Source organism: Streptomyces griseicoloratus (genome assembly GCF_014534645.1).
Taxonomy (GTDB): domain Bacteria; phylum Actinomycetota; class Actinomycetes; order Streptomycetales; family Streptomycetaceae; genus Streptomyces; species Streptomyces griseicoloratus.
The window spans coordinates 12,303-30,846 of sequence record NZ_JACVQF010000222.1 but is presented as its reverse complement, the minus strand read 5'-3'; the positions used below and the strand labels follow the sequence as shown (position 1 = coordinate 30,846).

Annotated in this window: 19 protein-coding genes; 2 read left to right on the top strand and 17 right to left on the bottom strand. The window is 73.8% G+C overall.

What is annotated here, in order from left to right:
* Window positions 1-70: 70 nt before the first annotated feature.
* Both H0H10_RS29740 and H0H10_RS29735 read left to right on the top strand, forming a co-directional pair.
* Window positions 71-1,666: an FAD-binding oxidoreductase gene (locus tag H0H10_RS29740; protein WP_188184235.1), complete on the top strand. Its 1,596-nt coding sequence runs from the start codon at window positions 71-73 to the stop codon at window positions 1,664-1,666.
* Window positions 1,667-1,739: 73 nt separating this feature from the next.
* Window positions 1,740-2,621 carry a diacylglycerol/lipid kinase family protein gene (locus tag H0H10_RS29735; RefSeq protein WP_188184234.1) on the top strand — a complete coding sequence of 294 codons (882 nt, stop codon included), beginning with the start codon at window positions 1,740-1,742 and terminating at the stop codon, window positions 2,619-2,621.
* Between the two features lie 54 nt (window positions 2,622-2,675).
* Here H0H10_RS29735 and H0H10_RS29730 read toward each other — a convergent pair whose 3' ends face one another.
* The 17 genes from H0H10_RS29730 to H0H10_RS29650 form a co-directional block, all read right to left on the bottom strand.
* A complete protein-coding gene (locus H0H10_RS29730) occupies window positions 2,676-4,955 on the bottom strand; it encodes a catalase (protein ID WP_188184233.1) in 2,280 nt (759 codons plus the stop codon).
* A gap of 914 nt (window positions 4,956-5,869) precedes the next feature.
* On the bottom strand, window positions 5,870-7,774 hold the full coding sequence (locus tag H0H10_RS29725) for a DUF2264 domain-containing protein (protein WP_188184232.1): 1,905 nt from the start codon (window positions 7,772-7,774) through the stop codon (window positions 5,870-5,872).
* Window positions 7,771-8,802, bottom strand: a complete 1,032-nt coding sequence (locus tag H0H10_RS29720) for a hydroxyacid dehydrogenase (protein ID WP_188184231.1) — start codon at window positions 8,800-8,802, stop codon at window positions 7,771-7,773. Before H0H10_RS29720 ends, H0H10_RS29725 begins: the two co-directional genes overlap by 4 nt.
* Window positions 8,799-9,662 (bottom strand): carbohydrate ABC transporter permease, encoded by an 864-nt coding sequence (locus H0H10_RS29715; RefSeq protein ID WP_188184230.1) that lies wholly within the window; start codon window positions 9,660-9,662, stop codon window positions 8,799-8,801. The genes H0H10_RS29720 and H0H10_RS29715 overlap by 4 nt, the downstream gene beginning before the upstream one ends.
* Entirely contained in the window at window positions 9,659-10,648 is a 990-nt protein-coding gene (locus H0H10_RS29710) for a carbohydrate ABC transporter permease (protein WP_188184229.1), read from the bottom strand. Before H0H10_RS29710 ends, H0H10_RS29715 begins: the two co-directional genes overlap by 4 nt.
* A 25-nt stretch (window positions 10,649-10,673) precedes the next feature.
* On the bottom strand, window positions 10,674-12,005 hold the full coding sequence (locus H0H10_RS29705; RefSeq protein WP_188184228.1) for an ABC transporter substrate-binding protein: 1,332 nt from the start codon (window positions 12,003-12,005) through the stop codon (window positions 10,674-10,676).
* A 118-nt stretch (window positions 12,006-12,123) separates the two neighbouring features.
* On the bottom strand, window positions 12,124-13,284 hold the full coding sequence (locus H0H10_RS29700; RefSeq protein WP_188184227.1) for a substrate-binding domain-containing protein: 1,161 nt from the start codon (window positions 13,282-13,284) through the stop codon (window positions 12,124-12,126).
* A 91-nt stretch (window positions 13,285-13,375) separates the two neighbouring features.
* Window positions 13,376-13,678 (bottom strand): gas vesicle protein K, encoded by a 303-nt coding sequence (locus H0H10_RS29695; RefSeq protein WP_188184226.1) that lies wholly within the window; start codon window positions 13,676-13,678, stop codon window positions 13,376-13,378.
* Window positions 13,675-13,923, bottom strand: a complete 249-nt coding sequence (locus H0H10_RS29690; protein WP_223180628.1) for a gas vesicle protein — start codon at window positions 13,921-13,923, stop codon at window positions 13,675-13,677. Before H0H10_RS29690 ends, H0H10_RS29695 begins: the two co-directional genes overlap by 4 nt.
* Entirely contained in the window at window positions 13,920-14,762 is an 843-nt protein-coding gene (locus H0H10_RS29685; protein WP_309141926.1) for a GvpL/GvpF family gas vesicle protein, read from the bottom strand. The genes H0H10_RS29690 and H0H10_RS29685 overlap by 4 nt, the downstream gene beginning before the upstream one ends.
* Window positions 14,759-15,103, bottom strand: a complete 345-nt coding sequence (locus tag H0H10_RS29680; RefSeq protein ID WP_188184225.1) for a gas vesicle protein — start codon at window positions 15,101-15,103, stop codon at window positions 14,759-14,761. Before H0H10_RS29680 ends, H0H10_RS29685 begins: the two co-directional genes overlap by 4 nt.
* Window positions 15,104-15,158: 55 nt before the next feature.
* Window positions 15,159-15,869 (bottom strand): hypothetical protein, encoded by a 711-nt coding sequence (locus H0H10_RS29675; RefSeq protein WP_188184224.1) that lies wholly within the window; start codon window positions 15,867-15,869, stop codon window positions 15,159-15,161.
* Window positions 15,866-16,126 carry a gas vesicle protein GvpG gene (locus H0H10_RS29670; RefSeq protein ID WP_188184223.1) on the bottom strand — a complete coding sequence of 87 codons (261 nt, stop codon included), beginning with the start codon at window positions 16,124-16,126 and terminating at the stop codon, window positions 15,866-15,868. The genes H0H10_RS29675 and H0H10_RS29670 overlap by 4 nt, the downstream gene beginning before the upstream one ends.
* Before the next feature lie 4 nt (window positions 16,127-16,130).
* Window positions 16,131-16,904, bottom strand: coding sequence for a GvpL/GvpF family gas vesicle protein (locus tag H0H10_RS29665; protein WP_188184222.1), 774 nt, complete (start codon window positions 16,902-16,904; stop codon window positions 16,131-16,133).
* Complete coding sequence (locus H0H10_RS29660) at window positions 16,901-17,413, bottom strand: gas vesicle structural protein GvpA (RefSeq protein ID WP_188184221.1); 513 nt, start codon at window positions 17,411-17,413, stop codon at window positions 16,901-16,903. The genes H0H10_RS29665 and H0H10_RS29660 overlap by 4 nt, the downstream gene beginning before the upstream one ends.
* A gap of 34 nt (window positions 17,414-17,447) precedes the next feature.
* Window positions 17,448-17,765, bottom strand: coding sequence for a gas vesicle protein GvpO (locus H0H10_RS29655; protein WP_188184220.1), 318 nt, complete (start codon window positions 17,763-17,765; stop codon window positions 17,448-17,450).
* A 113-nt stretch (window positions 17,766-17,878) separates the two neighbouring features.
* Window positions 17,879-18,532 (bottom strand): class I SAM-dependent methyltransferase, encoded by a 654-nt coding sequence (locus tag H0H10_RS29650; protein WP_188184219.1) that lies wholly within the window; start codon window positions 18,530-18,532, stop codon window positions 17,879-17,881.
* Between the last annotated feature and the right edge of the window lie 12 nt (window positions 18,533-18,544).

Below are 18,544 nucleotides of genomic sequence, written 5' to 3'. Positions count from 1 at the left end.
TGTAACAGTGTAACGCCCATGAGGCCGTGCAGACGGCATCCCCCGAATCGACCGGTGAGGACGACAGGCAATGGACATGCTGTGGAACGGCTGGGGCGACCCGGCGAGGGCGACGCCGCTGCCCGACACCGTGACCGGGCTGCTGCGCGACCTGCTCGGCGTCAAGCCCCGCGAGGCCGCGTCCGTCCGCCTCACGGAGATCGACGTCCCCCCGTCCCCCCTGGCCGACGCCGCCCACCGCGCCCTGCTCGCCGCCGTCGGCGACCGGGAGGACCGCGTGCGCACCGACGCGGAGACCCGCATCCGCCACACCCGGGGCAAGTCCACCCCCGACCTGCTGCGGATGCGCGACGGCGACGTCACCGACACCCCGGCCGCCGTCGTCCTCCCCGAGAGCCACGACGAGGTCGTCGCCGTCCTGCGGGCCTGCGCCGAACACCGGCTGCCCCTCGTCCCGTTCGGCGGCGGCACCTCCGTCGTCGGCGGCCTCGCCCCCGGCCGGCCGGCCGCCTTCGTCGCCCTGGACCTGCGGCACATGAACCGGCTGCTCGACCTCGACCCGGTCTCCCGCACCGCCACCCTGCAACCCGGCCTGCGCGCCCCCGAGGCCGAGGCGCTGCTCGCCGGACACGGCTACACCCTCGGCCACTTCCCCCAGTCCTACGAGTGGGCCACCCTCGGCGGCTTCGCCGCGACCCGCTCCAGCGGCCAGGCCTCCGCCGGCTACGGACGCTTCGACGAGATGGTTCTCGCCCTCACCCTCGCCACCCCCGAGGGCACCCTCGACACGGGCCGCGCACCACGCTCGGCGGCCGGCCCCGACCTGCGCCAGCTCGTGCTGGGCTCGGAGGGCGCGTTCGGCGTCATCACGTCCGTGACCGTCCGGATCCGGCCCGTGCCGCGGGTCCGCCGCTACGAGGGCTGGCGCTTCGCCTCGTTCGCCGACGGGACCGCCGCGCTGCGCCGGCTCGCCCAGGACGGCCCGCGCCCCACCGTCCTGCGGCTGTCCGACGAGACGGAGACGCTGATCGGCCTCGCCCAGCCCGACGCCATCGGGACCGCCCTCGAACAGTCCGCCGGATGCCTGGCGGTCGTCGGCTTCGAGGGCACCGAGGAGGACACCGCGCACCGCCGCGAGGGCGCCGCGGCCGTCCTGCGCGCGTCCGGCGGCACGTTCGCCGGGGAGGAACCCGGGGAGCGCTGGGCCCACGGCCGCTACTCGGCGCCCTACCTGCGCGACTCCCTGCTCGACGCCGGCGCCCTTGCCGAGACGCTGGAGACGGCGACCTACTGGTCCCGCGTCCCCGCGCTGTACACCGCCGTACGCGACGCGCTCACCGCCACCCTGACCGAGGCCGGCACCCCGCCCCTGGTCATGTGCCACATCTCGCACGTCTACGAGAACGGCGCCTCCCTGTACTTCACCGTGGTCTCGGCCCAGGGCGACGACGCCGTCGCGCACTGGACCCGCGCCAAGCACGCCGCCAACGAGGCGATCCTCGCCGCCGGCGGCACCATCACCCACCACCACGGCGTGGGCACCGACCACCGCGACTGGTACGTCCGCGAGGCGGGCCCCCTCGGCGTCGAGGCGCTGCGTGCCGTCAAGCGGCGGCTGGACCCCGACGGGCTGCTGAACCCCGGTGTCCTGCTGCCCTCCGACTGACCCCCACAGACCGACGCCACCCATCCCCGTGAGACAACAGTCCGGCACCAGCCGCAGGCCCGGAGGCACATCGATGCGACAGTTCACCGCCGTCGTCAACCCCACCGCGGGCGGATCCACCTCGGCCGCGGCACTGCTCCAGGTGGCCCGGCTGCTGCGGGAGGCGGGGGCCGAGCTGGAGACCGAGTACAGCCGGAGCCTCGCCCACGCAACGGAACTCGCCCGGCAGGCCGGCGACCGCGGCCGGGTGGTGCTCGCCGTCGGCGGGGACGGCATGGCCGGCGGCATCGGCGGCGCCCTCAGCGGAACCGGGGCCGTGCTCGGCCTGGTCCCGGCCGGCCGCGGCAACGACTTCGCCCGCATGCTGGGACTGCCCCGGGAGCCCGCCGCCCTCGCCGGCCTGCTCCTGCACGGCGAGCCGCGCCCCGTCGACACCGTCGAGGTCACCTCCGCCGTCCACGACCGCACCGTCGTGCTCGGCAGCGTCTACGCGGGCGTCGACGCGCTCGCCAACCGCCACGCGAACCACGCACGGCTGCTGCGCGGCACCGCCTCCTACTACGCGGGGGCGCTGCGCGCGATCACCACCTGGCGCCGGACCCGCTACCGGGTCACCGTCGACGGGCAGGAGCACGCCTTCGGCGGCTACACCGTCGTGGCCGCCAACTCCGGCTACTACGGCTCGAACCGGCTCATCGCCCCCGGCGCCCGGGTCGACGACGGCCTGCTCGAAGTCGTCATGATCCACGAAGCGCCGCGCCGGCTGTTCTTCGCCCTGATGAACGAACTCGAGTCGGGCACCCACGTGCGCCGGCCGCAGGTGCGGGTGGTGCGGGGCAGGGAGGTCCGCATCGAGGCCGACCGGGCGATACCGTACGGCGCCGACGGCGAGGTCGAGGCCGTCCTGCCCGTCACCGCCAGGGTGCTGCCCGGCGCCCTGCGCGTCCTGTACTGAACACCCCGCCGGGCCGGACGCCCTCGCGGCGGCCGGCCCGGCGGACGGCACCGTTCAGACCTGGGTGTTGAAGCGTTCCCACACCCGGTGCGCGCCCAGCAGTTCGGTGACCCGCGACAGCGCGGCCGTACCGGAGTCGGAGACGATCACGCCGGGTGCGTCGGTGGGGACGCCCGCCGCTTCGAGGGCGGCCTCGCCGCCCGCCCAGACGCCGATGGCCTTGCCGTGCCGGAACGCCTCCGACACCAGCAGGCTCACCCGCGGGTCGGTCGTCCCCGGCTGCGCGGGAGACGGGGCGGACTTGGCGTCCCGAGCGGTGTAGGCGTCGCTGCCCACGCCCGGCGTCCCCGCCAGCAGGACGGCGTCGAACTCGACCGACCGCGCGGTGGCATAGGTGCGCTGGACGCTCAGCGCCCCGTCGCCCGAGCCGAGGGTGCCGCCGGTCGGCGCCACGACCAGCGGGACCATGCCGGCGTTCAGGACCGCCTCCCGCACCGCACGCACACCGTCCACGTCGCCGTCCTCGCCGGTCACGATGCCGACGATGCGGCCGTCCGCGGGCCAGGTCCGGCCGAGCTGCGACAGCGCCGGGCTGGGCTCGACGTCGGCCAGCGGCTCGGTCGGCTTCGGGGCCGGCAGACCCAGGCCGGTGGCGACGGCCTCGCACAGTTCCGGGTCGATGTTGGCCAGCACCTGCAGCGCCCGTTCCTTGACGGCCTGTTCGTAGCACTTGCCCAGCTCGAAGGTGTAGGCGCCGATGATGTGCTCCCGCTCCACCGGGCTCATGCTCAGCCAGAACCGGCGGGGCTGGCTGAAGTGGTCCGCGAACGACTCCGGCGCCGCGCGCACCTTCGTCGCCTCCGGCACGCGCACCGGCGCCTCGATGTACGCCCCGGTGTCCGCGCCCGCGGTGAACGGGCAGCCCCCGTCGACCGAGTTGGGCCGGTAGGGGGCGACGCCCCGGTGGACGGCCGTCTGGTGCATGCCGTCGCGCAGCATGTCGTTGACCGGCGCGTGGGGGCGGTTGATGGGGATCTGCGGGAAGTTGGGGCCGCCCAGGCGGGTGATCTGGGTGTCCAGGTACGAGAACAGCCGCCCCGCGAGCAGCGGGTCGTCGGTGATGTCGATGCCCGGCACGAGGTGCCCCACGTGGAAGGCGACCTGCTCGGTCTCGGCGAAGAAGTTCGACGGATTGCGGTTGAGGGTCAGCAGCCCGACCGGCTGCACCGGCGCCAGCTCCTCGGGGACGATGTTCGTCGGGTCCAGCAGGTCGATGCCCTCGAAGGTCTGGTCCGGGGTGTCGGGGAAGGTCTGGATGCCCAGCTCCCACTGCGGATACGCCCCCGACTCGATGGCGTCGGCGAGGTCCCGGCGGTGGAAGTCGGGGTCGACGCCGTTGATGATCTGCGCCTCCTCCCACACCAGGGAGTGCACGCCGAGCCTGGGCTTCCAGTGGAACTTCACCAGCGTCGTGCCGTCCTCCGCGTTCACCAGGCGGAAGGTGTGGACGCCGAAGCCCTCCATCATCCGGAAGGAGCGGGGGATGCCCCGGTCGGAGATGTGCCACAGGGTGTGGTGGGTGGCCTCGGTGTGCAGGCTGACGAAGTCCCAGAAGGTGTCGTGTGCGCTCTGCGCCTGCGGGATCTCCCGGTCCGGCTGCGGCTTGACGGCGTGGATGATGTCCGGGAACTTGATGGCGTCCTGGATGAAGAAGACCGGGATGTTGTTGCCGACCAGGTCGAAGACGCCCTCGCTGGTGTAGAACTTCGTCGCGAAACCGCGTGTGTCCCGCACGGTGTCGGCGGAGCCCCGGGAGCCCACCACCGTGGAGAAACGCACGAACACCGGCGTCTCCACGTCCTCGGCGAGGAACGCGGCCTTGGTCAGGGAGGCCGCCGTGCCGTAGCTCTGGAAGACACCGTGCGCCGCCGCGCCGCGGGCGTGGACCACGCGCTCCGGGATGCGCTCGTGGTCGAAGTGCATCACCTTCTCGCGCAGGTGGTGGTCCTGCAGCAGCACGGGCCCGCGCGGCCCGGCCTTCAGCGAGTGGTCGGTGTCGTACAGCCGGGCGCCCTGAGCGGTCGTCAGATAGCTTCCGGACTGCGCCATCCTGGCCTGGTCGGCCCCCGTCGGCTGACCGGTCGGCGACACGGTGTCCGGGCCGCTCTGGTCCGGCTTGGGGGGCAGCGGCTCGCGGGGCTCGGTGGGTTCGGCGACCGAGGGGGACTCGACAGCGGGCCTGCCGGGAATCCCCTCGGGCGGTCCGTCACCGCCGCCCTTCAGGCTCTCGGTGACCTTGTTGGCTACCCGCTTGAGGGGGTTGGCCTCGCTCATCAGCCTCTTCTCCGTTCTGGGCGGGCCGCTGCACGCGGCCGGATGTGTTCGAGTACCGACTGCCGTGGTGGCCGTGACCGCGTACCCGGACACCGGGCCTCAAGGCATGCGCAGTTGCGGCGAGGGCGCGGCCGACGAGAAAGGGCGGTGCGTGCGGACGGGAGTCGTCCGCTCGAGCGAGGGTCTCCACCGCCGGGGGTCCCGCCCCGGGAGCGTGCCGTGGAGGAGCCCGTCCCGTTGCCGTCCGCCGGCGTCACACTCGCTCCGCCCCGGGCGCGCCCGGTCGCCGTACCGTCACCCGGACATGCGCGGGGGCACGGCCCGTCGGTCGGACACGGCGCACGACGACTCGTCCATGGGGGAGCTCCTTCTCACCGGTGCCGTACCAGCGTCACCGCCCCCACTACGGCGCGCCACCTGGGGCGGGCGTGCGGGGGAGCGGCGTACCGGCCCGGTCGAGGGTGGACGTCGTGCGGGTGTCGCAGTGCCGGGCCGCTGGGGGCGTGCCGGCTGCGGCTGGCGGGCGGGGAGTGGCGCACTGGCCAGGTTGAAGGCGGACGTTGTGCGGGTGTGGCAACGGGAGTCGGCCGAGGGGGGCGCGCTGGGTGGTGCACCGGCTTGGTCGGGGCGCCGACGCCGTGGGCGTGCCGCAGTGCCGGGGGCACCCGAGGCGGGCACGAGGTGCAGCGCACCGGCTCCGTCGGGGTGCCGGCGCCCGCGGATCACGGCCGGTGCCGTGATAGAGCGGGGCGGTGTGCCCGCCCGTGCTGGACACTGCCGCCCCGGGCAGTGGCCCGCGGCGGCAGTGTCCTGTTCCCCTCCGTCCGCCAGGCCCGTGGCAAGAGAGCCGCTGGTGCCGGCCACGCTCCCGGCGAACGGACGGGGGGATGGGGACCGTCGCGGGCGGGCCGCGGCTACGTCCGGTCCGGCTGCTGCGTCACCCGTACCGGGTCGAAGGAGATCCGCGTGCGCGCACCGCCGTCCGCCCAGGCCACCTCGACACCGGCGTCGTCGGCGACGACCTCGGTGACGGCCCCCGCGAGCGGACCGGTGCCCGGCGCGGCGGTGAGCGCGGCCAGACAGACGTGCAGGGTCGTGCCGCCCGCCTCGCCGCTCAGGCGGGGCATCTCGGCCCAGGGGGTGTAGGCGGTGCCCTGCGGGGCGCGGACCGTCTCGGCGCCGGGATCCCAGCCGTGCAGGCCGTGCAGCGCCGAGACCAGGGCCTCCTCGGGCCCCGTCGCCCACCCGGTGTGCGTGACACGGGTCCCGGTCGGCGCCCCGACCACCCGGTGCACCCGCAGCTCGTACGGCCCGTGCGCCACCGTCACGCTCTCCACCCGGAGCCCCGGCACCATCGGGGGGCCGCCGGCGAAGACGGGCCGGTGCCAGGACGCCGCCCAGCCCCAGCCGTCGCCGTGCCCCGCGCCGAGCGGGTGGATACGGCGCCGCACACTGCGCCGGCCGTTCACCTCCACCGACAGATGGTTGTCCGCGACGTTGCCGGGCGCCGTCGGCCCGGTCCGCGTCGAGTACGCCTGCCGCCCGTAGTGCGGGTCGTCCTCGGCGGCCGACTCGCCCTCGTGCGGCCGTACGTGGTCGCTGCCGTGGTTGTGCAGCCGTACGATCCCGTCGGCCCGCGTCGCCTGCACCAGCAGCCCCGGCGCCGGCAGGGCGAGCACCCGGTCGGTCCTCTCCACCGGCGCGGGTTCCTCCGTCGTCGTCCACAGCGGATGCCCGGCGGGCGCCAGCAGCGACACGAACGCCTTCGACGCCCAGTACGGCGAGGCCGGACCGGAGTACGGCTGCAGCGTGGCCTCGTGTGGCCCGTGCCATCCCAGGCTCAGCAGCCCGTCGCCGGTGAGGGCCCCTCGCTCCAGGAAGTGCCGCAGGCTGCCGCTCACCAGCCGCCGGGAGGCACCCGGCGTCAGCGGGGTGTACCCGGTCAGCGCGCCCAGGCCGACGGCGGCCGAGGCGGCGAAGCGGTACGCCAGCGACCGGCCGTAGTGCAGCGGCGCCCCGTCCGCGCCGAACATCAGGGCGTAGCCGTCCAGGTGCGCGCGCAGCCGGTCGCCGTACCGGGCGGCGAGCGCGGTGTCGTCGCCGGACAGGTGCGCGTCGAGCACCGGGTACAGGTGCAGGGCCCAGCCGTTGTAGTGGTCGAAGGCGCGGCCGTCCCCGTCGGCGTACCAGCCGTCGCCCCGGTACCAGCCCTCCATCAGCTCCAGCGCGCGCCGCCGGGCCGCCGCCGTCTCGGCGTCGCCGCGGCCGACCGACTCCAGGAACCCGGCGACCGTGTACGGGAACAGGTACCAGTTGTTCGGCGCGGGCACGTGCCGCAGCGCCCCGCGCAGCCACTCCTCCGCCCGGTCCTGGACGCCGGCGTCGAGGTTCTTCCACAGCCATGGCGCGGTCAGCCGCAGCCCGAGCGCGACCGATGCCGACTCGACCATGGGCTGGCCCTGCACGTCGTGGTCGAGGATCAGCGGCCAGGACTCGGTGTCGTCGCGGCCGGGCGTGCGGGTGCCCGCCGCCAGGCCCCGCGCGTAGCGGTCCAGGAACCCGTGCGGATCGTCGCCGCCGGCGCCCGCCACCCGGAAGGCCGCCGCGAGGAACGTTCGCGCATAGCCCTCCAGTCCGTCGGAGCGCACCCCCGAACGCGAGGGCCGGCCCGGCAGGTCGAGCAGGGCGCAGCCGGGAGTGCTCCAGCGCCAGGCAGCGGTCAGGAGCCCGTCGGCTACGGCCTCCCAGTGGGCCCGGGTGTACCCGGTGTACGGGCTCGACGCACGGTCCTCGGCGGGCAGTTCGAACGGGATGGTCATGCGAGGAAGGCCAGCCTTTCGCGTCGTACGGGATGGAGGAAGCCGGCGCCGGAGGCCCAGCGGGCGGTCTCGGCGAGCGCGAGGTCGGCCAGGCGGCGCCACTCGTTGCCCTCGGAACCGGCGAGGTGGGGCGTGATGAGGGCGTGCTCCGCGTCCCACAGGGGGTGTTCCGGTGGCAGCACCTCGGGGTCGGTCACGTCCAGCACGGCCCGCACCCGGCCGGCGAGGACGGCGTCGGTCAGCGCCTCCTGGTCGACGACCGCGCCGCGCGAGGTGTTGATCAGCACGGCCCCGTCGGGCATCGCGTCGATCAGCGCACGGCTCACCAGGCCGCGGGTGGTGGGCAGCAGCGGAGTGTGCACGCTGACCGTGTCGCAGCGCGCGAACAGCTCCGGCAGCTCCACGCGCTCCACGCCGAGTCCGGCCGCCTCGGCGTCGGTGACGTACGGGTCGTGCAGCAGCACCTCGACGTCGTGCGGGCGCAGCAGTTCGATGACCCGGCGGCCGATCAGGGACGCCGACAGGATGCCGACGGTGCGGTGGTAGTTGCCGACGGAGCGCGGGGTGCGCAGCCAGTTGCCGCGCGTCCGGGAGGCCCGGTAGTCGCGGGCCCGCTCCAGGACCCGCTTGCCGGTCAGCAGGATCATGCCGAGGGTGTACTCGGCCACCGGCACGGCGTTGGCCGCGGCGGCGGAGGAGACCTCGATGCCGCGCTCCCAGCAGGCGTCGGTGACATGGCCGCGGACGCTGCCGGCGGTGTGCACCACGGCCCGCAGCCGGGGCGCCGCCCGCAGCACGTCCGCGTCCAGCGGCGGACAGCCCCAGCCGGTGATCAGCAGGTCGGCGTCGGCCAGCAGGGACCTCGCCCGCGGTGTGGACAGGTCGTCCAGAACCGGGAACGGGGCGAGGTCGCACAGCGCGCGGAACGCGGCGAGCGACTCCGGGTCGAGGACGGCCGAGGCGGCGTCCTTGGACATGGCCACGGCGGCACGGGGCCGGAAACCGGGGCCGGGAACGTGCAGGGTCACTTGACTGCTCCGGCGGTCAGGCCGCTGCGCCAGAATCGCTGGAGCAGCACGAAGGCGAGGATGAGCGGCAGTACGGCGAGCAACGAGCCCATGATCACCACGGGGTAGTACTCCGGCGAGACGGACGCGGAGCTGTTCCACTGGTACAGGCCGAGGCTGACGGGATACAGGTCCTGGTCGGACAGCATCACCATCGGCAGGAAGAAGTTGTTCCAGATGGCGGTGAGCTGGAACAGGAACACGGTGATCAGACCGGGGCCGAGCATCCGCAGCGCCACCCGGGCGTACGTGGTCAGCTCGCCCGCCCCGTCCACCCGCGCCGCCTCCAGGACCTCGTCGGGCACATAGCCCCGGCTGAAGATGCGGCCGAGGTAGACGCCGAACGGGTTGAACAGCACCGGGACGAACACCGCCCAGAAGGTGTTGACCAGGCCGGCCTCGGAGGCCATCAGGTACAGCGGCAGCGCGAGGACCGTCTGCGGCACCATGACCGCCGCCAGCACCAGGCCGAACAGCTTCTCCTTGTGGCGGAAGCGGTACTTGTCGAAGGCGTAGCCGCAGGCCACGCTCAGCAGCGCGCCCACCGCGGCGCCGAGCACCGCGTACAGCAGGCTGTTGAGGTACCAGCGGCCGTACAGTCCGCCGTCCATGGCGAACAGGTCCTCCAGGTTCTGCACGAACGAGAAGTCGCTCAGGGACAGCAGGTCGCTGCCGAACAGCGCGTCCCGGTTCTTCGCGGCGGCGAGCACCAGCCACAGCACCGGCAGCAGCGTGTAGAGGACGGAGACCGCGACGACCACGTTGACCGTGGTACGGCCCAGCAGCTTCGGGCGTGACAGGGAACTGTCGGTGGCGCTCATCGGGCCTCCTCGGCGACGTCGGCGCGGCTGGTGAAGCGGGTGACGCCGTAGGACAGGGCGATGGTGCACACCAGCAGGACCACCGAGGCGGCCGCCGCCAGGCCGTAGTTGTTGCGGGTGAAGGCCGCGTCGTAGATGTACATGCTCGGCGAGAACCGGGAGTTGATCATCGGGGAGGACTGGCTGAGCAGCATCGGCTCGGTGAAGAGCTGCAGCGCCCAGATCAGGGTGAAGATCGCGACCATGACGATGGAGGCGCGCACGAGCGGGGTCTTGACCTGGAGCGCCGTGCGCACCGGCCCGGCGCCGTCGACGACGGACGCCTCGATCACCTCGCGGGGCACGGCCTGCAGGGCGGCGTAGAAGACCACCATGTTGTAGCCGAGGTTGCTCCACAGGGCGATGTTCACGATGGACGGGATCACCGTGTGCACGCCGAGGAAGTCGATCGTGATGTCGGCGCGGGCGAACAGGTCGATCACCGGGCTGATGCCCGGCGTGTACAGGTACAGCCAGATCAGGGCCGCGATGATGCCGGGGACCGCGTGCGGCAGGAACAGGCCGAGCTGGGCGAAGGCGCGCAGGCGCACCACGCCGGAGTCCAGCAGCAGGGCGAGGGCGAGCGCGCCGGCGACCATGAGCGGGATGTAGATCAGGCAGTACAGCGCGACGGTGCCGAGCCCGCCGAGGAAGGTCGGGTCGGTCAGGACGGCCGCGTAGGAGCGCAGCCCGACGAAGACGGTGCGCTCCGGGCCGAAGCCGAGGCCGGGCTGGTCGTCGCTGTAGAAGCTGAGGTAGACGGCCGTGCCGACGGGGATCAGGAAAACGGTGACCAGCAGGGCGAAGAACGGCGTCATGAGCACGCCGCAGGCGGTCAGCTGACGGCGCCTCGCCGCCCGGCGGGCGCGCAGTCCGGCGGTGGAGGGGGACGGGGCGGCGGCGCGGGCGGTGCCGGCCGGCACCCGTTGCTGGGTGGTCGCGGTCATGGGGTGTCACCTGCCTTTCGACGGCTCAGGTGCTGTGCTGGGTGGTGGCGAGGCCCAGGGCCTTGAGGTCGGGCATGGTGCCCTCCTGGGCGGTGCGCAGGGACTCGACGAGGCTGCCCTGGCCCGCGCCGACGCGGGCGAAGGAGTCCTGCATCACCTTCTGGGTGGCGCTCATGCGCGGGCCCCAGACCCAGCCCTCGCCGATCTTCTCTGCCTCCTCCTCGAACAGGCCGTAGATGTCCTGCCCGCCGTAGTACGACCGGTCGAACGCCTCGCGGCCGACGGCGACCAGACCGGGCGCGGCCGGGTACTGGCTGCTGGTGCCGCTGGAGAGCCGGGCGCGCAGGGCGTCCGGGTGGGAGACCTGCCACTCGATGAACTCCATGGCGGCCTCGGGGTGCCGGCTGTCCTTGGTGACGGCGAAGGTGGAGCCGCCGTGCGTGCCGACGGCCGGGCGGCCGGTGTCCCACTGCGGCAGCGGGGCGATCCGCCACTGGCCCTTCTGCCCGGGCCGCGCGTTCATCTGCGCGCCCGCGTCCCAGGCCCCGCTGAGCCGGGTGAGGACCAGTCCGTTGCCGATCTGCGCGTCCGACTGCCTGCTCTCGACGGCGTTCATGAAGACGTCGTCCCGGTCGATGAGCCGCTGCCAGTACGCCGCGACCCGTCGGGTCGGGGCGTCGGCGAGGGAGACGTTCCAGGCCCCGCGGGAGGTGTCGAACCACTGTGCGCCGGCCTGCCAGGCGTACGCGGCGAACTGCGTCATCCCGTCGGTGGGGAACAGCACCAGCCTCCGGTCGGGTGCCTTGCGGCGCACGGCCGACGCCTGCTCGGCGAATTCGTCCCAGGTACGGGGTACGTGCAGCCCGTAGCGGTCGAAGAGGTCGGCGCGGTAGTGCATCACCATGGGCTCGACGTCCAGCGGCACGCTGAACACCCGCCCCTCGAAGGTGGTCAGCCCGAGCGCCTGCGGCAGCAGTTTGCGCCGCAGACCGTCGCTGACCAGGTCGGTGATGTCCCGGGCGACGCCGTCGATGGCGTACCCCGGCACCTGCGGATACTCGATCGTGGCGACGTCGGGGGCGTTGCCGGCCCGGGCGGCGTTGCTGAGCTTGGCGTAGCCGCCCTGCCCTCCGGAGGGGATCTGCTGGAAGTCGACCTGGATGCGGTCGTGTGTGCGATTGAAGGCGTCGACCACCTCCTGGCTGCCGCGCAGGGCGGACCAGAAAGTGATGCGCGTGGTACGGCTCGTGCCGCCCGACCGCTCGCCGTTCTCCCCGCTGCAGGCGCTCACGGCTCCTGTCAGTGGTACGGCGGCCATCGCGGCGAGCACGGATCGACGGCTGCGTCGACCGGGCATGGCGCCTCCCGCGGCTCCTGCGTGTCTGCGGACACGACTGTTCGGGACACGGGAATACTCAACGCCCCAACGCAAACGGTCAATAGATCGATCAGAAGAAAATAAAACGCTCAAACGCTCATTCAGTCGAAGCGTTGCTCAAGTCGTTGCCCGAGTCGTTGCCCGGGGCACCGCCGGGGTCGTCGTCGGGGTCGTCGATCCGCCGCGTCGAGCCGCGCACCATCAGCCGCGGCAGCAACTCGACCCGCCGCACCGCCCCTCCCGTCCCCGAAAGGCCCTGCAGACGCTGCAGCAACAGGTCCGCGGCCACCCGGCCGATCTCGCCCTTCGGCGGGGCCACCGCCGTCAGCGGAGGCGTGGCCAGACCGGCCACCACGTCGTCGTACGCCACGACCGAGCAGTCCTCCGGCACCCGCACCCCCTCGGCCGCCAGCCGCTGGACGATCATCACCGCGTCCACGTCGCCGTGCAGCACCACCGCGGTCGCCCCCACCTTGCGCAGCAGCGCGGGCAGTTCGGCCGTCTCGTCCGCGGAGTACGGCCCCTCCTGCCCGGACTCCGGCGCGCTGAGCGCCCACGTCCACTCCTCCACCAGCGGATGTGCGCCGGCGATCCGGGCGAAGGCGGCCCGCAGCGAACGCGCGGTCGGGCTGTCGTCCCGCGTCGCGAACACGATGCGCCGGTGACCCAGCCCCACCAGGTGCTCCACCGCCAGATGCGCGCCGTACCCGTGGTCCGAGCACACCGAGTCCAGCGCGTGCGGCGCGCTGCCCGGCCGCGGGCGCCGCTCCATCAGCACCGTCGGCACCTCCAGCGCGGCCAGCCACGCGTAGTCGGCCTCCTCCGCCGCGAGGCTGCGCCACCGGGGCGCGAGCAGCAGGCCCCGCGCGCCGTCCTCCAGCGCCCGCTCCACCAGCGGGCGCTCGGCGCCGTCCGCCTGGGGCGCGAGGTGCAGCGCGAAGCGCAGTCCGGCCTCCTCCAGGACCGTGCGGGCGCCGTGCAGGGTCTCCGTCAGGTACGAGTGCCGGGCCGGGACCACGACGGCCACCCGGTCCCCGTCCGGGGGGCCGCCCTCGGGAGCCTCCCCGACGGGCACCGGCGAACGGACGACACCGTGTCCGCGCAGCAGCCTGCCCTCGCGCGTCAGTTCCTCCACGTCCCGGCGCACCGTCACCACCGAGACCTGCAACTCTGCGGCGAGATCGCGCACCCGCGCGGTGCCGCGTGCCTGCACCGCAGCCAGAATCCGCTGACGCCTGAGATCGACCGGCTCCCGCATCGGACCTCCCCCACCCGGAGATGTTCGTTTGAGCGTTTCCGCGTCATCATAACGATCGCCGGTCGGCCCGGCCGGGCCCGTGTCCTCGGCGTCAGGGATCGGGGCCGGGGTCGGCCAGGAGGGGACCCAGCGGGCCGAGGTCGAGGTTGAGGTCGCTCCGGCTCAGGCCGTGCCGCGCGCACAGCTCGTCCATGCGCTCGTCGAGCAGCATGAGCGCCGTGCCGAGCCGGTCCTCCTGCTCCGCGCTCAGCGTGCCCTCGTCGAAGCGGCGCACGGCCTGGCGCTCCATCAGCTGCCGCAGGAGCTCCACCACGGTCAGGACGAGGGCGGCCAGGTCGTCCGTGACCCGCTCGGGGTCCAGGTCGAGGGCGCGGGCCGCCCGGGGCGCGGTCACAGCGGCCCGCTGTCCGGCCAGGGAGCGGGCACCCGCTCGTTGACCGACGACAGCAGGGCGTGCAGGGAGATCCGCACCAGGGGCACGTCGGCTATGGCCAGCACCAGGTCCCCGCTGACCACCACGCCGGTCGCCAGCACCCGGTCCAGCAGGTCCACGAGGGGGACGCCGATCGGCGCGTACGGTTCCGGGCCGCCCCAGGGCACGGGCGCGGGGCCCGGCGAGCGGGGGTCCACGGCGGTCATGAACCGTCCTCCAGCCGGGCGAAGGAGTACGGGATCCAGGGCCCCGACACATGGATCTCCACGGTGGTGTGCCGGCCGTCCGCACCGACCCGCTCCAGGGCCGCGGCGAAGGCGGGCCGCTCCGTGTCGTCCACCAGGTAGGCGGCGTTGAGCAGCTGCGGGGTGCGCCGGCCGGTCAGCTGCTCGCTCTGCGGGCGGTGCCGTGTCGCCGCCACGGCATGACGCCGCAGTTCCGCATCGACGGCCTCGGCCTCCGCGAGGGCCTTCCCGTGCGCGTCCTGCCGGGCGCGTCGCCGTGCGCTGGCGCGGCTGAGGTAGGCCCGTCCGCCGGTGCCGGTGCCGGTGCCGGTGCCGGTGCCGTTGCTGTCGTCGGCGGGGGCGTCCGCTTCGACGGCGTGCACCTTCACCGCCCACTCCGTGCGGCCGCCGAGCCGGTCGAGCAGGGCGGCGAGCGCCGCCTCCCGGGCGGTGACGGCCCGTGCCGCGCTGTGGTCGTCCCGGTACAGGCTCGCCATCGGCAGCGGTACGACCGGACCTGCCCGGAAGACCGCCTCGACGCCCCGGTGGTGGGCCCGGGCACAGCGTTCGAGGTCGTCGGGCCGGTTGAGGCGCTCGGTCAGCGCGGCCGAGTCGAAGAGGGCCGCGGGAACGTCCTGGACGATCAGGCACAGGTTCCCGGCGCGCAGGACGCGCAGCGGACCGCCCTCCTCGTGCCCGGTGGCCGACACCAGCGCGTGGTCCGGGGGCGGGGTGCGGGTGACGGCGAAGGCGCAGACGACGGTGGGGGAGCCCACCTCGTCCGCGGCGGCGGCCGGCGGCACGGCCGGGTGCAGGCTCACCGGACCGCCTCCACCGTCTCGTCGGCGGCGCCCTCCAGATCGTCGAGCCGGGCCCGCAGACGCGCGTTCTCCTCCGCCAGCGCGTCCCGGGCGGCCCGCGTGGAGAGGGCCGGGTCCGTCTCCCACCAGTCGATGCCGGCCTTCTTGGCGGTGTCCACCGAGGCGATGAACAGGCGCAGCCGGATGGTGAGCAGTTCGATGTCGAGCAGGTCGATCTTGATGTCGCCCGCGATGACGATGCCCTTGTCGAGGACCCGTTCGAGCAGGTCCGCGAGATTGCCGGTGACGGGCGCGTAGGGCTGCGGTTCCAGGCCGGAGTAGCCGCGCTCGATGTCCGTCACAGGGCGCTCCCCGGGGTGGAGTGGTCGTCGCGGACGCGGATGTCCTGGGTGGTCGTCATCCGCGACCACCTGAGTCCGGACGCCCCGTGGTCCGCTTCGCCGGGGCGGCCTTCTTCGCAGCGGCCTTCTTGGCGGGGACCTTCTTCGCGGCCGTCTTCTTCACGGCGGTCTTCTTCGCCGGTGGGCCGGGTGCGGCTTTGCGCGCAGGCGGGTTCCGGAGCGGCTCGGGTGCGGGCCCGGCGTCCTCCTCCTCGTCCGCGCCCGCCTCGTCCTCGGGGTAACCTTCCTCGTCCTCGTAGCGGTAGCCGTCCGAGTCGTCGTCGTAGTACCGGTCGTCGTACCCCGTGTCGTCGTACTCCGCGTACTCCCTGTCCCTGTCGTCCGCGTACTCCCTGCCGTCCTCGTCGTCCTCGTAGCCCTCGTAGTCCTCGTAGTACTCCTCACCGTCGCGACGGCTCGTGCCCTTGAGTGCGTCCGTCCGGTCGCGGAGGGCGTCGGCGAAGCCGGTGAGGCGGCGGTTCGCGGCGGCGGCGAAGGCCTCGCGTCCGGCGGTCAGCAGCTCGCCGCGCACCTGGTCCGTCAGGTCCTGGAACTGAGGTGTCCGGAGCCTGCCCAGTCCCTGGGACAGCATGTCGCCGGGGGAGAGGCCGAGACGGCGGCCCGCCAGCCAGGCGCCGACCACGATGGCCAGTGTGGCCTTCCGCCTGCGGCCCAGGAAGTACCCGCCGGCCACGGCCGCCGTCAGGGCCGCTCTGTTGTCGTTCATGGGTGCCCTCCCTGATGCCTTCCCTGCGTGGTCGCCCGGCGTTCGAGGAGCGCGAGCAGCCGCTCCTCCTCCCGCTCGAAGGCCGCCTCGCCGATGGCGCCCTCGTCCAGAGCCCGGTTGAGCGCCGCCAGGCGGGCGTGGACGGTACGCGGGTCGTGGGCCTGGCGCCGGGCCTCCTGGAGCAGGTGGTCGGCGACCCACATCGTGCCGCGTACCGGGGCCAGTGGCAGCAGCAGGAGTCCGCTCACGATGCCCACCGCCTCACCGCCTGGCCGGTGCGGGACGCGGGTCGACGAAGCTGTAGCACGGCAAGGGACCCGTCACGCTGAGGGCCAGCCGGTCCCCCACGTCGCGCGCCCGGGCGTCCACCGCCTGCCGGAAGCGTGGCTCGTCGGCGGAGCGCACCAGGAACGACGTGCTCAGCACCTGCTCGTCGTCGAGCGAACCCTGCACCGAGCGGACGGCGAGCGGGGCGAGATGGTTCAGGACCTCCCGTGCCGCGCGCCGCGCCTCGCGGCGGACGCCCCGGGCGAGCGCCTCGCCGAGCCGGACGTTGGCCTCGTAGTCCGGCCGCTGCCGGGTCCGGCGGGCCAGCGCCCGGAGCTTCTCGTCCCGGCGCACCAGCTGGGCGAAACAGCCGGGCACGACCGTTCCCTTGACGTTCATCTCGACACAGCCCCGGACGACGTCGAGCTGCTTCTCCCAGTGCGCCGCGCCGGTCCGCAACTCCGAGCGCAGGACGCCGGCTTCGGGAGAGACGACCGCGAACCGCATGGGAATCACGGGCCCTTGAGCCGTCAGTTCGTCCAGTACCGCCTGATGGGCCATCAGGTCGCGGCGCCGGGCCCGGAGCCGCACGGGCGCCGTCGACACCGCCGCGCACAGTCCGGTCTCGGTCAGCAGCCGTACCGGGGCGCCGTTCACCCCCGGGGACCGCGGGGCACGGGAACCGGCGGGCACGATGCCGTAGACGTACAGGGCGTCGAGGGCGGTGGTGCCGGCAGTGGTGGTGCCGGTGGCTGTGGGCACGGTCATTCCTCCGTCTCCTGGCGCCGGCGTGGGCGCGGGCGCGGCCGGTCTTCCTCGTGGCGGGGGTGCTCGTGGCGGGGGTGCTCGGCCGGCCGGGTCCGGGGCCGCTGGGGGCTCCGGCCGCGCTCCTCGCGGGCGCCGGTGCGGCGCGCGGGCTCCTCCCGCTCCTCCTCGGGGGTGAGCAGGTCCCGCACCTTGTCGGTCAGGGAGCGCGCCGTGCGCCTGGCGCCGGCCCTGCCCAGGGTCGTGGCGACCGGGCCGCCGAACAGTTCGGGAACGGTCTTGGAGCGCACGTCGTGCTCCAGGTCGAGGCGGTTGCAGGCCTCGGCGAACCGCAGATACGTGTCGACGCTGGCGACGACGATCCGGGCGTCCACCTTGAGGATCTCGATGCCGACCAGGGAGACGCGCACGAAGACGTCGATCACCATGCCGCGGTCGAGGATGAGGTCGAGTACGTCGTAAAGGGTTCCGGCGCGGGGCGCGCAGACTATGTCGTCGTCGTAGGTGATCACGGCGGTCCTTCCGGGAGCGGGGCTCGGGGGCCGGTCACTGGTCCTGGGCACCGCGCCGGTAGCGGGCGATCCGGCGGTACTGCAGCAGATCGCCCTCCGGGTCCAGTTCGACCTCGTAGGTGGCGAGCAGACTGGTGGTGTCCGGGATGCGCGCCAGTTCCAGCACGTCCACGTTGACGATCCAGCCGTCGTCCTCGCTGCGGCACACCGCCGAGACACCCTCCATGCGGTGACGGACGAGTTCGGACAACCCGTCCGCGGCGCGCCGGGCGGCGTCCCGGGCGCTGCGCACGGCAGGCCCGCGCGAGGTGGGGGAAGTCGTGCCGCGCCGCCGCTCGCCAGGTTCTGTCATGCTGACCACTCTGGCCGCGCGGCCCGTTCGGCGCGTGTGCTGTTACCCCATACGGGCTGCGGTGGCCGGCCGCGCACGGCGGCCGGCACCACGCCCCGGGTACGTGGCCGGGGTCAGGCGTGCGGTGCCGCGAACCGGCGCCGGCAGTGCAGGAAGACGTGCGGTTCCGGCACGGCGTCCGGGTGGGCGGGAGTGAACAGCAGCTCCTCCCGGTCCAGCACCTCCAGGCCGGCCCCGTGGACCAGGCCGGTCAGGTCCGGCGTGGCGAAGCTGGTCACGCGCACGGGCTGCCCCATGAACAGACCCTCGACGCCCTCGACGTCCAGCGGCACCGTGGCCAGGACCAGATGCCCCCCGGGCTTCAGCGCCCGCGCCAGTCGCCGTACGACCTCGGCCTGCTCGCGACGGTCCATCTGGAGCAGCGAGAAGTACACGCACACCGCGTCGAAGGAGCCGTCCTCGAGCGGTGTGTCGCGGATGTCGGCGCGGCGGAAGGAAGCGGCGGGCACCTGCCGGGCGGCGAGGTCCACCATGACGGGGGAGACGTCGATGCCCAGCACGTCGTGGCCGGCCTCCGCGAGGGTCGCGGCGGTGGGCCGCCCGGTGCCGCTGCCCACGTCCAGCACCCGGCTGCCCGGCGCGAGCCGCCCGAGCAGCCACTCCAGCGAGCGCCGGTGCGCCTCGGAATCCGCGAACGCCTTCTCGTAGGCGGCGCCCAGCGCGTCGAACACGGCGGCGGCCTGCGGCCGGTGCTCCTCGTCGGTCACGACGCCTCCTCC

Bases quoted from the DNA above. Each gene is read 5' to 3' on its own strand.
- H0H10_RS29665 (WP_188184222.1), bottom strand. From the start codon at position 16,904: ATGACCGTGCCCACAGCCACCGGCACCACCACTGCCGGCACCACCGCC.
- H0H10_RS29740 (WP_188184235.1), top strand. From the start codon at position 71: ATGGACATGCTGTGGAACGGCTGGGGCGACCCGGCGAGGGCGACGCCG.
- H0H10_RS29690 (WP_223180628.1), bottom strand. From the start codon at position 13,923: ATGACCGCCGTGGACCCCCGCTCGCCGGGCCCCGCGCCCGTGCCCTGG.
- H0H10_RS29675 (WP_188184224.1), bottom strand. From the start codon at position 15,869: ATGAACGACAACAGAGCGGCCCTGACGGCGGCCGTGGCCGGCGGGTAC.
- H0H10_RS29715 (WP_188184230.1), bottom strand. From the start codon at position 9,662: ATGAGCGCCACCGACAGTTCCCTGTCACGCCCGAAGCTGCTGGGCCGT.
- H0H10_RS29655 (WP_188184220.1), bottom strand. From the start codon at position 17,765: ATGACAGAACCTGGCGAGCGGCGGCGCGGCACGACTTCCCCCACCTCG.
- H0H10_RS29700 (WP_188184227.1), bottom strand. From the start codon at position 13,284: ATGCGGGAGCCGGTCGATCTCAGGCGTCAGCGGATTCTGGCTGCGGTG.
- H0H10_RS29725 (WP_188184232.1), bottom strand. From the start codon at position 7,774: ATGACCATCCCGTTCGAACTGCCCGCCGAGGACCGTGCGTCGAGCCCG.
- H0H10_RS29735 (WP_188184234.1), top strand. From the start codon at position 1,740: ATGCGACAGTTCACCGCCGTCGTCAACCCCACCGCGGGCGGATCCACC.
- H0H10_RS29705 (WP_188184228.1), bottom strand. From the start codon at position 12,005: ATGCCCGGTCGACGCAGCCGTCGATCCGTGCTCGCCGCGATGGCCGCC.
- H0H10_RS29710 (WP_188184229.1), bottom strand. From the start codon at position 10,648: ATGACCGCGACCACCCAGCAACGGGTGCCGGCCGGCACCGCCCGCGCC.
- H0H10_RS29730 (WP_188184233.1), bottom strand. From the start codon at position 4,955: ATGAGCGAGGCCAACCCCCTCAAGCGGGTAGCCAACAAGGTCACCGAG.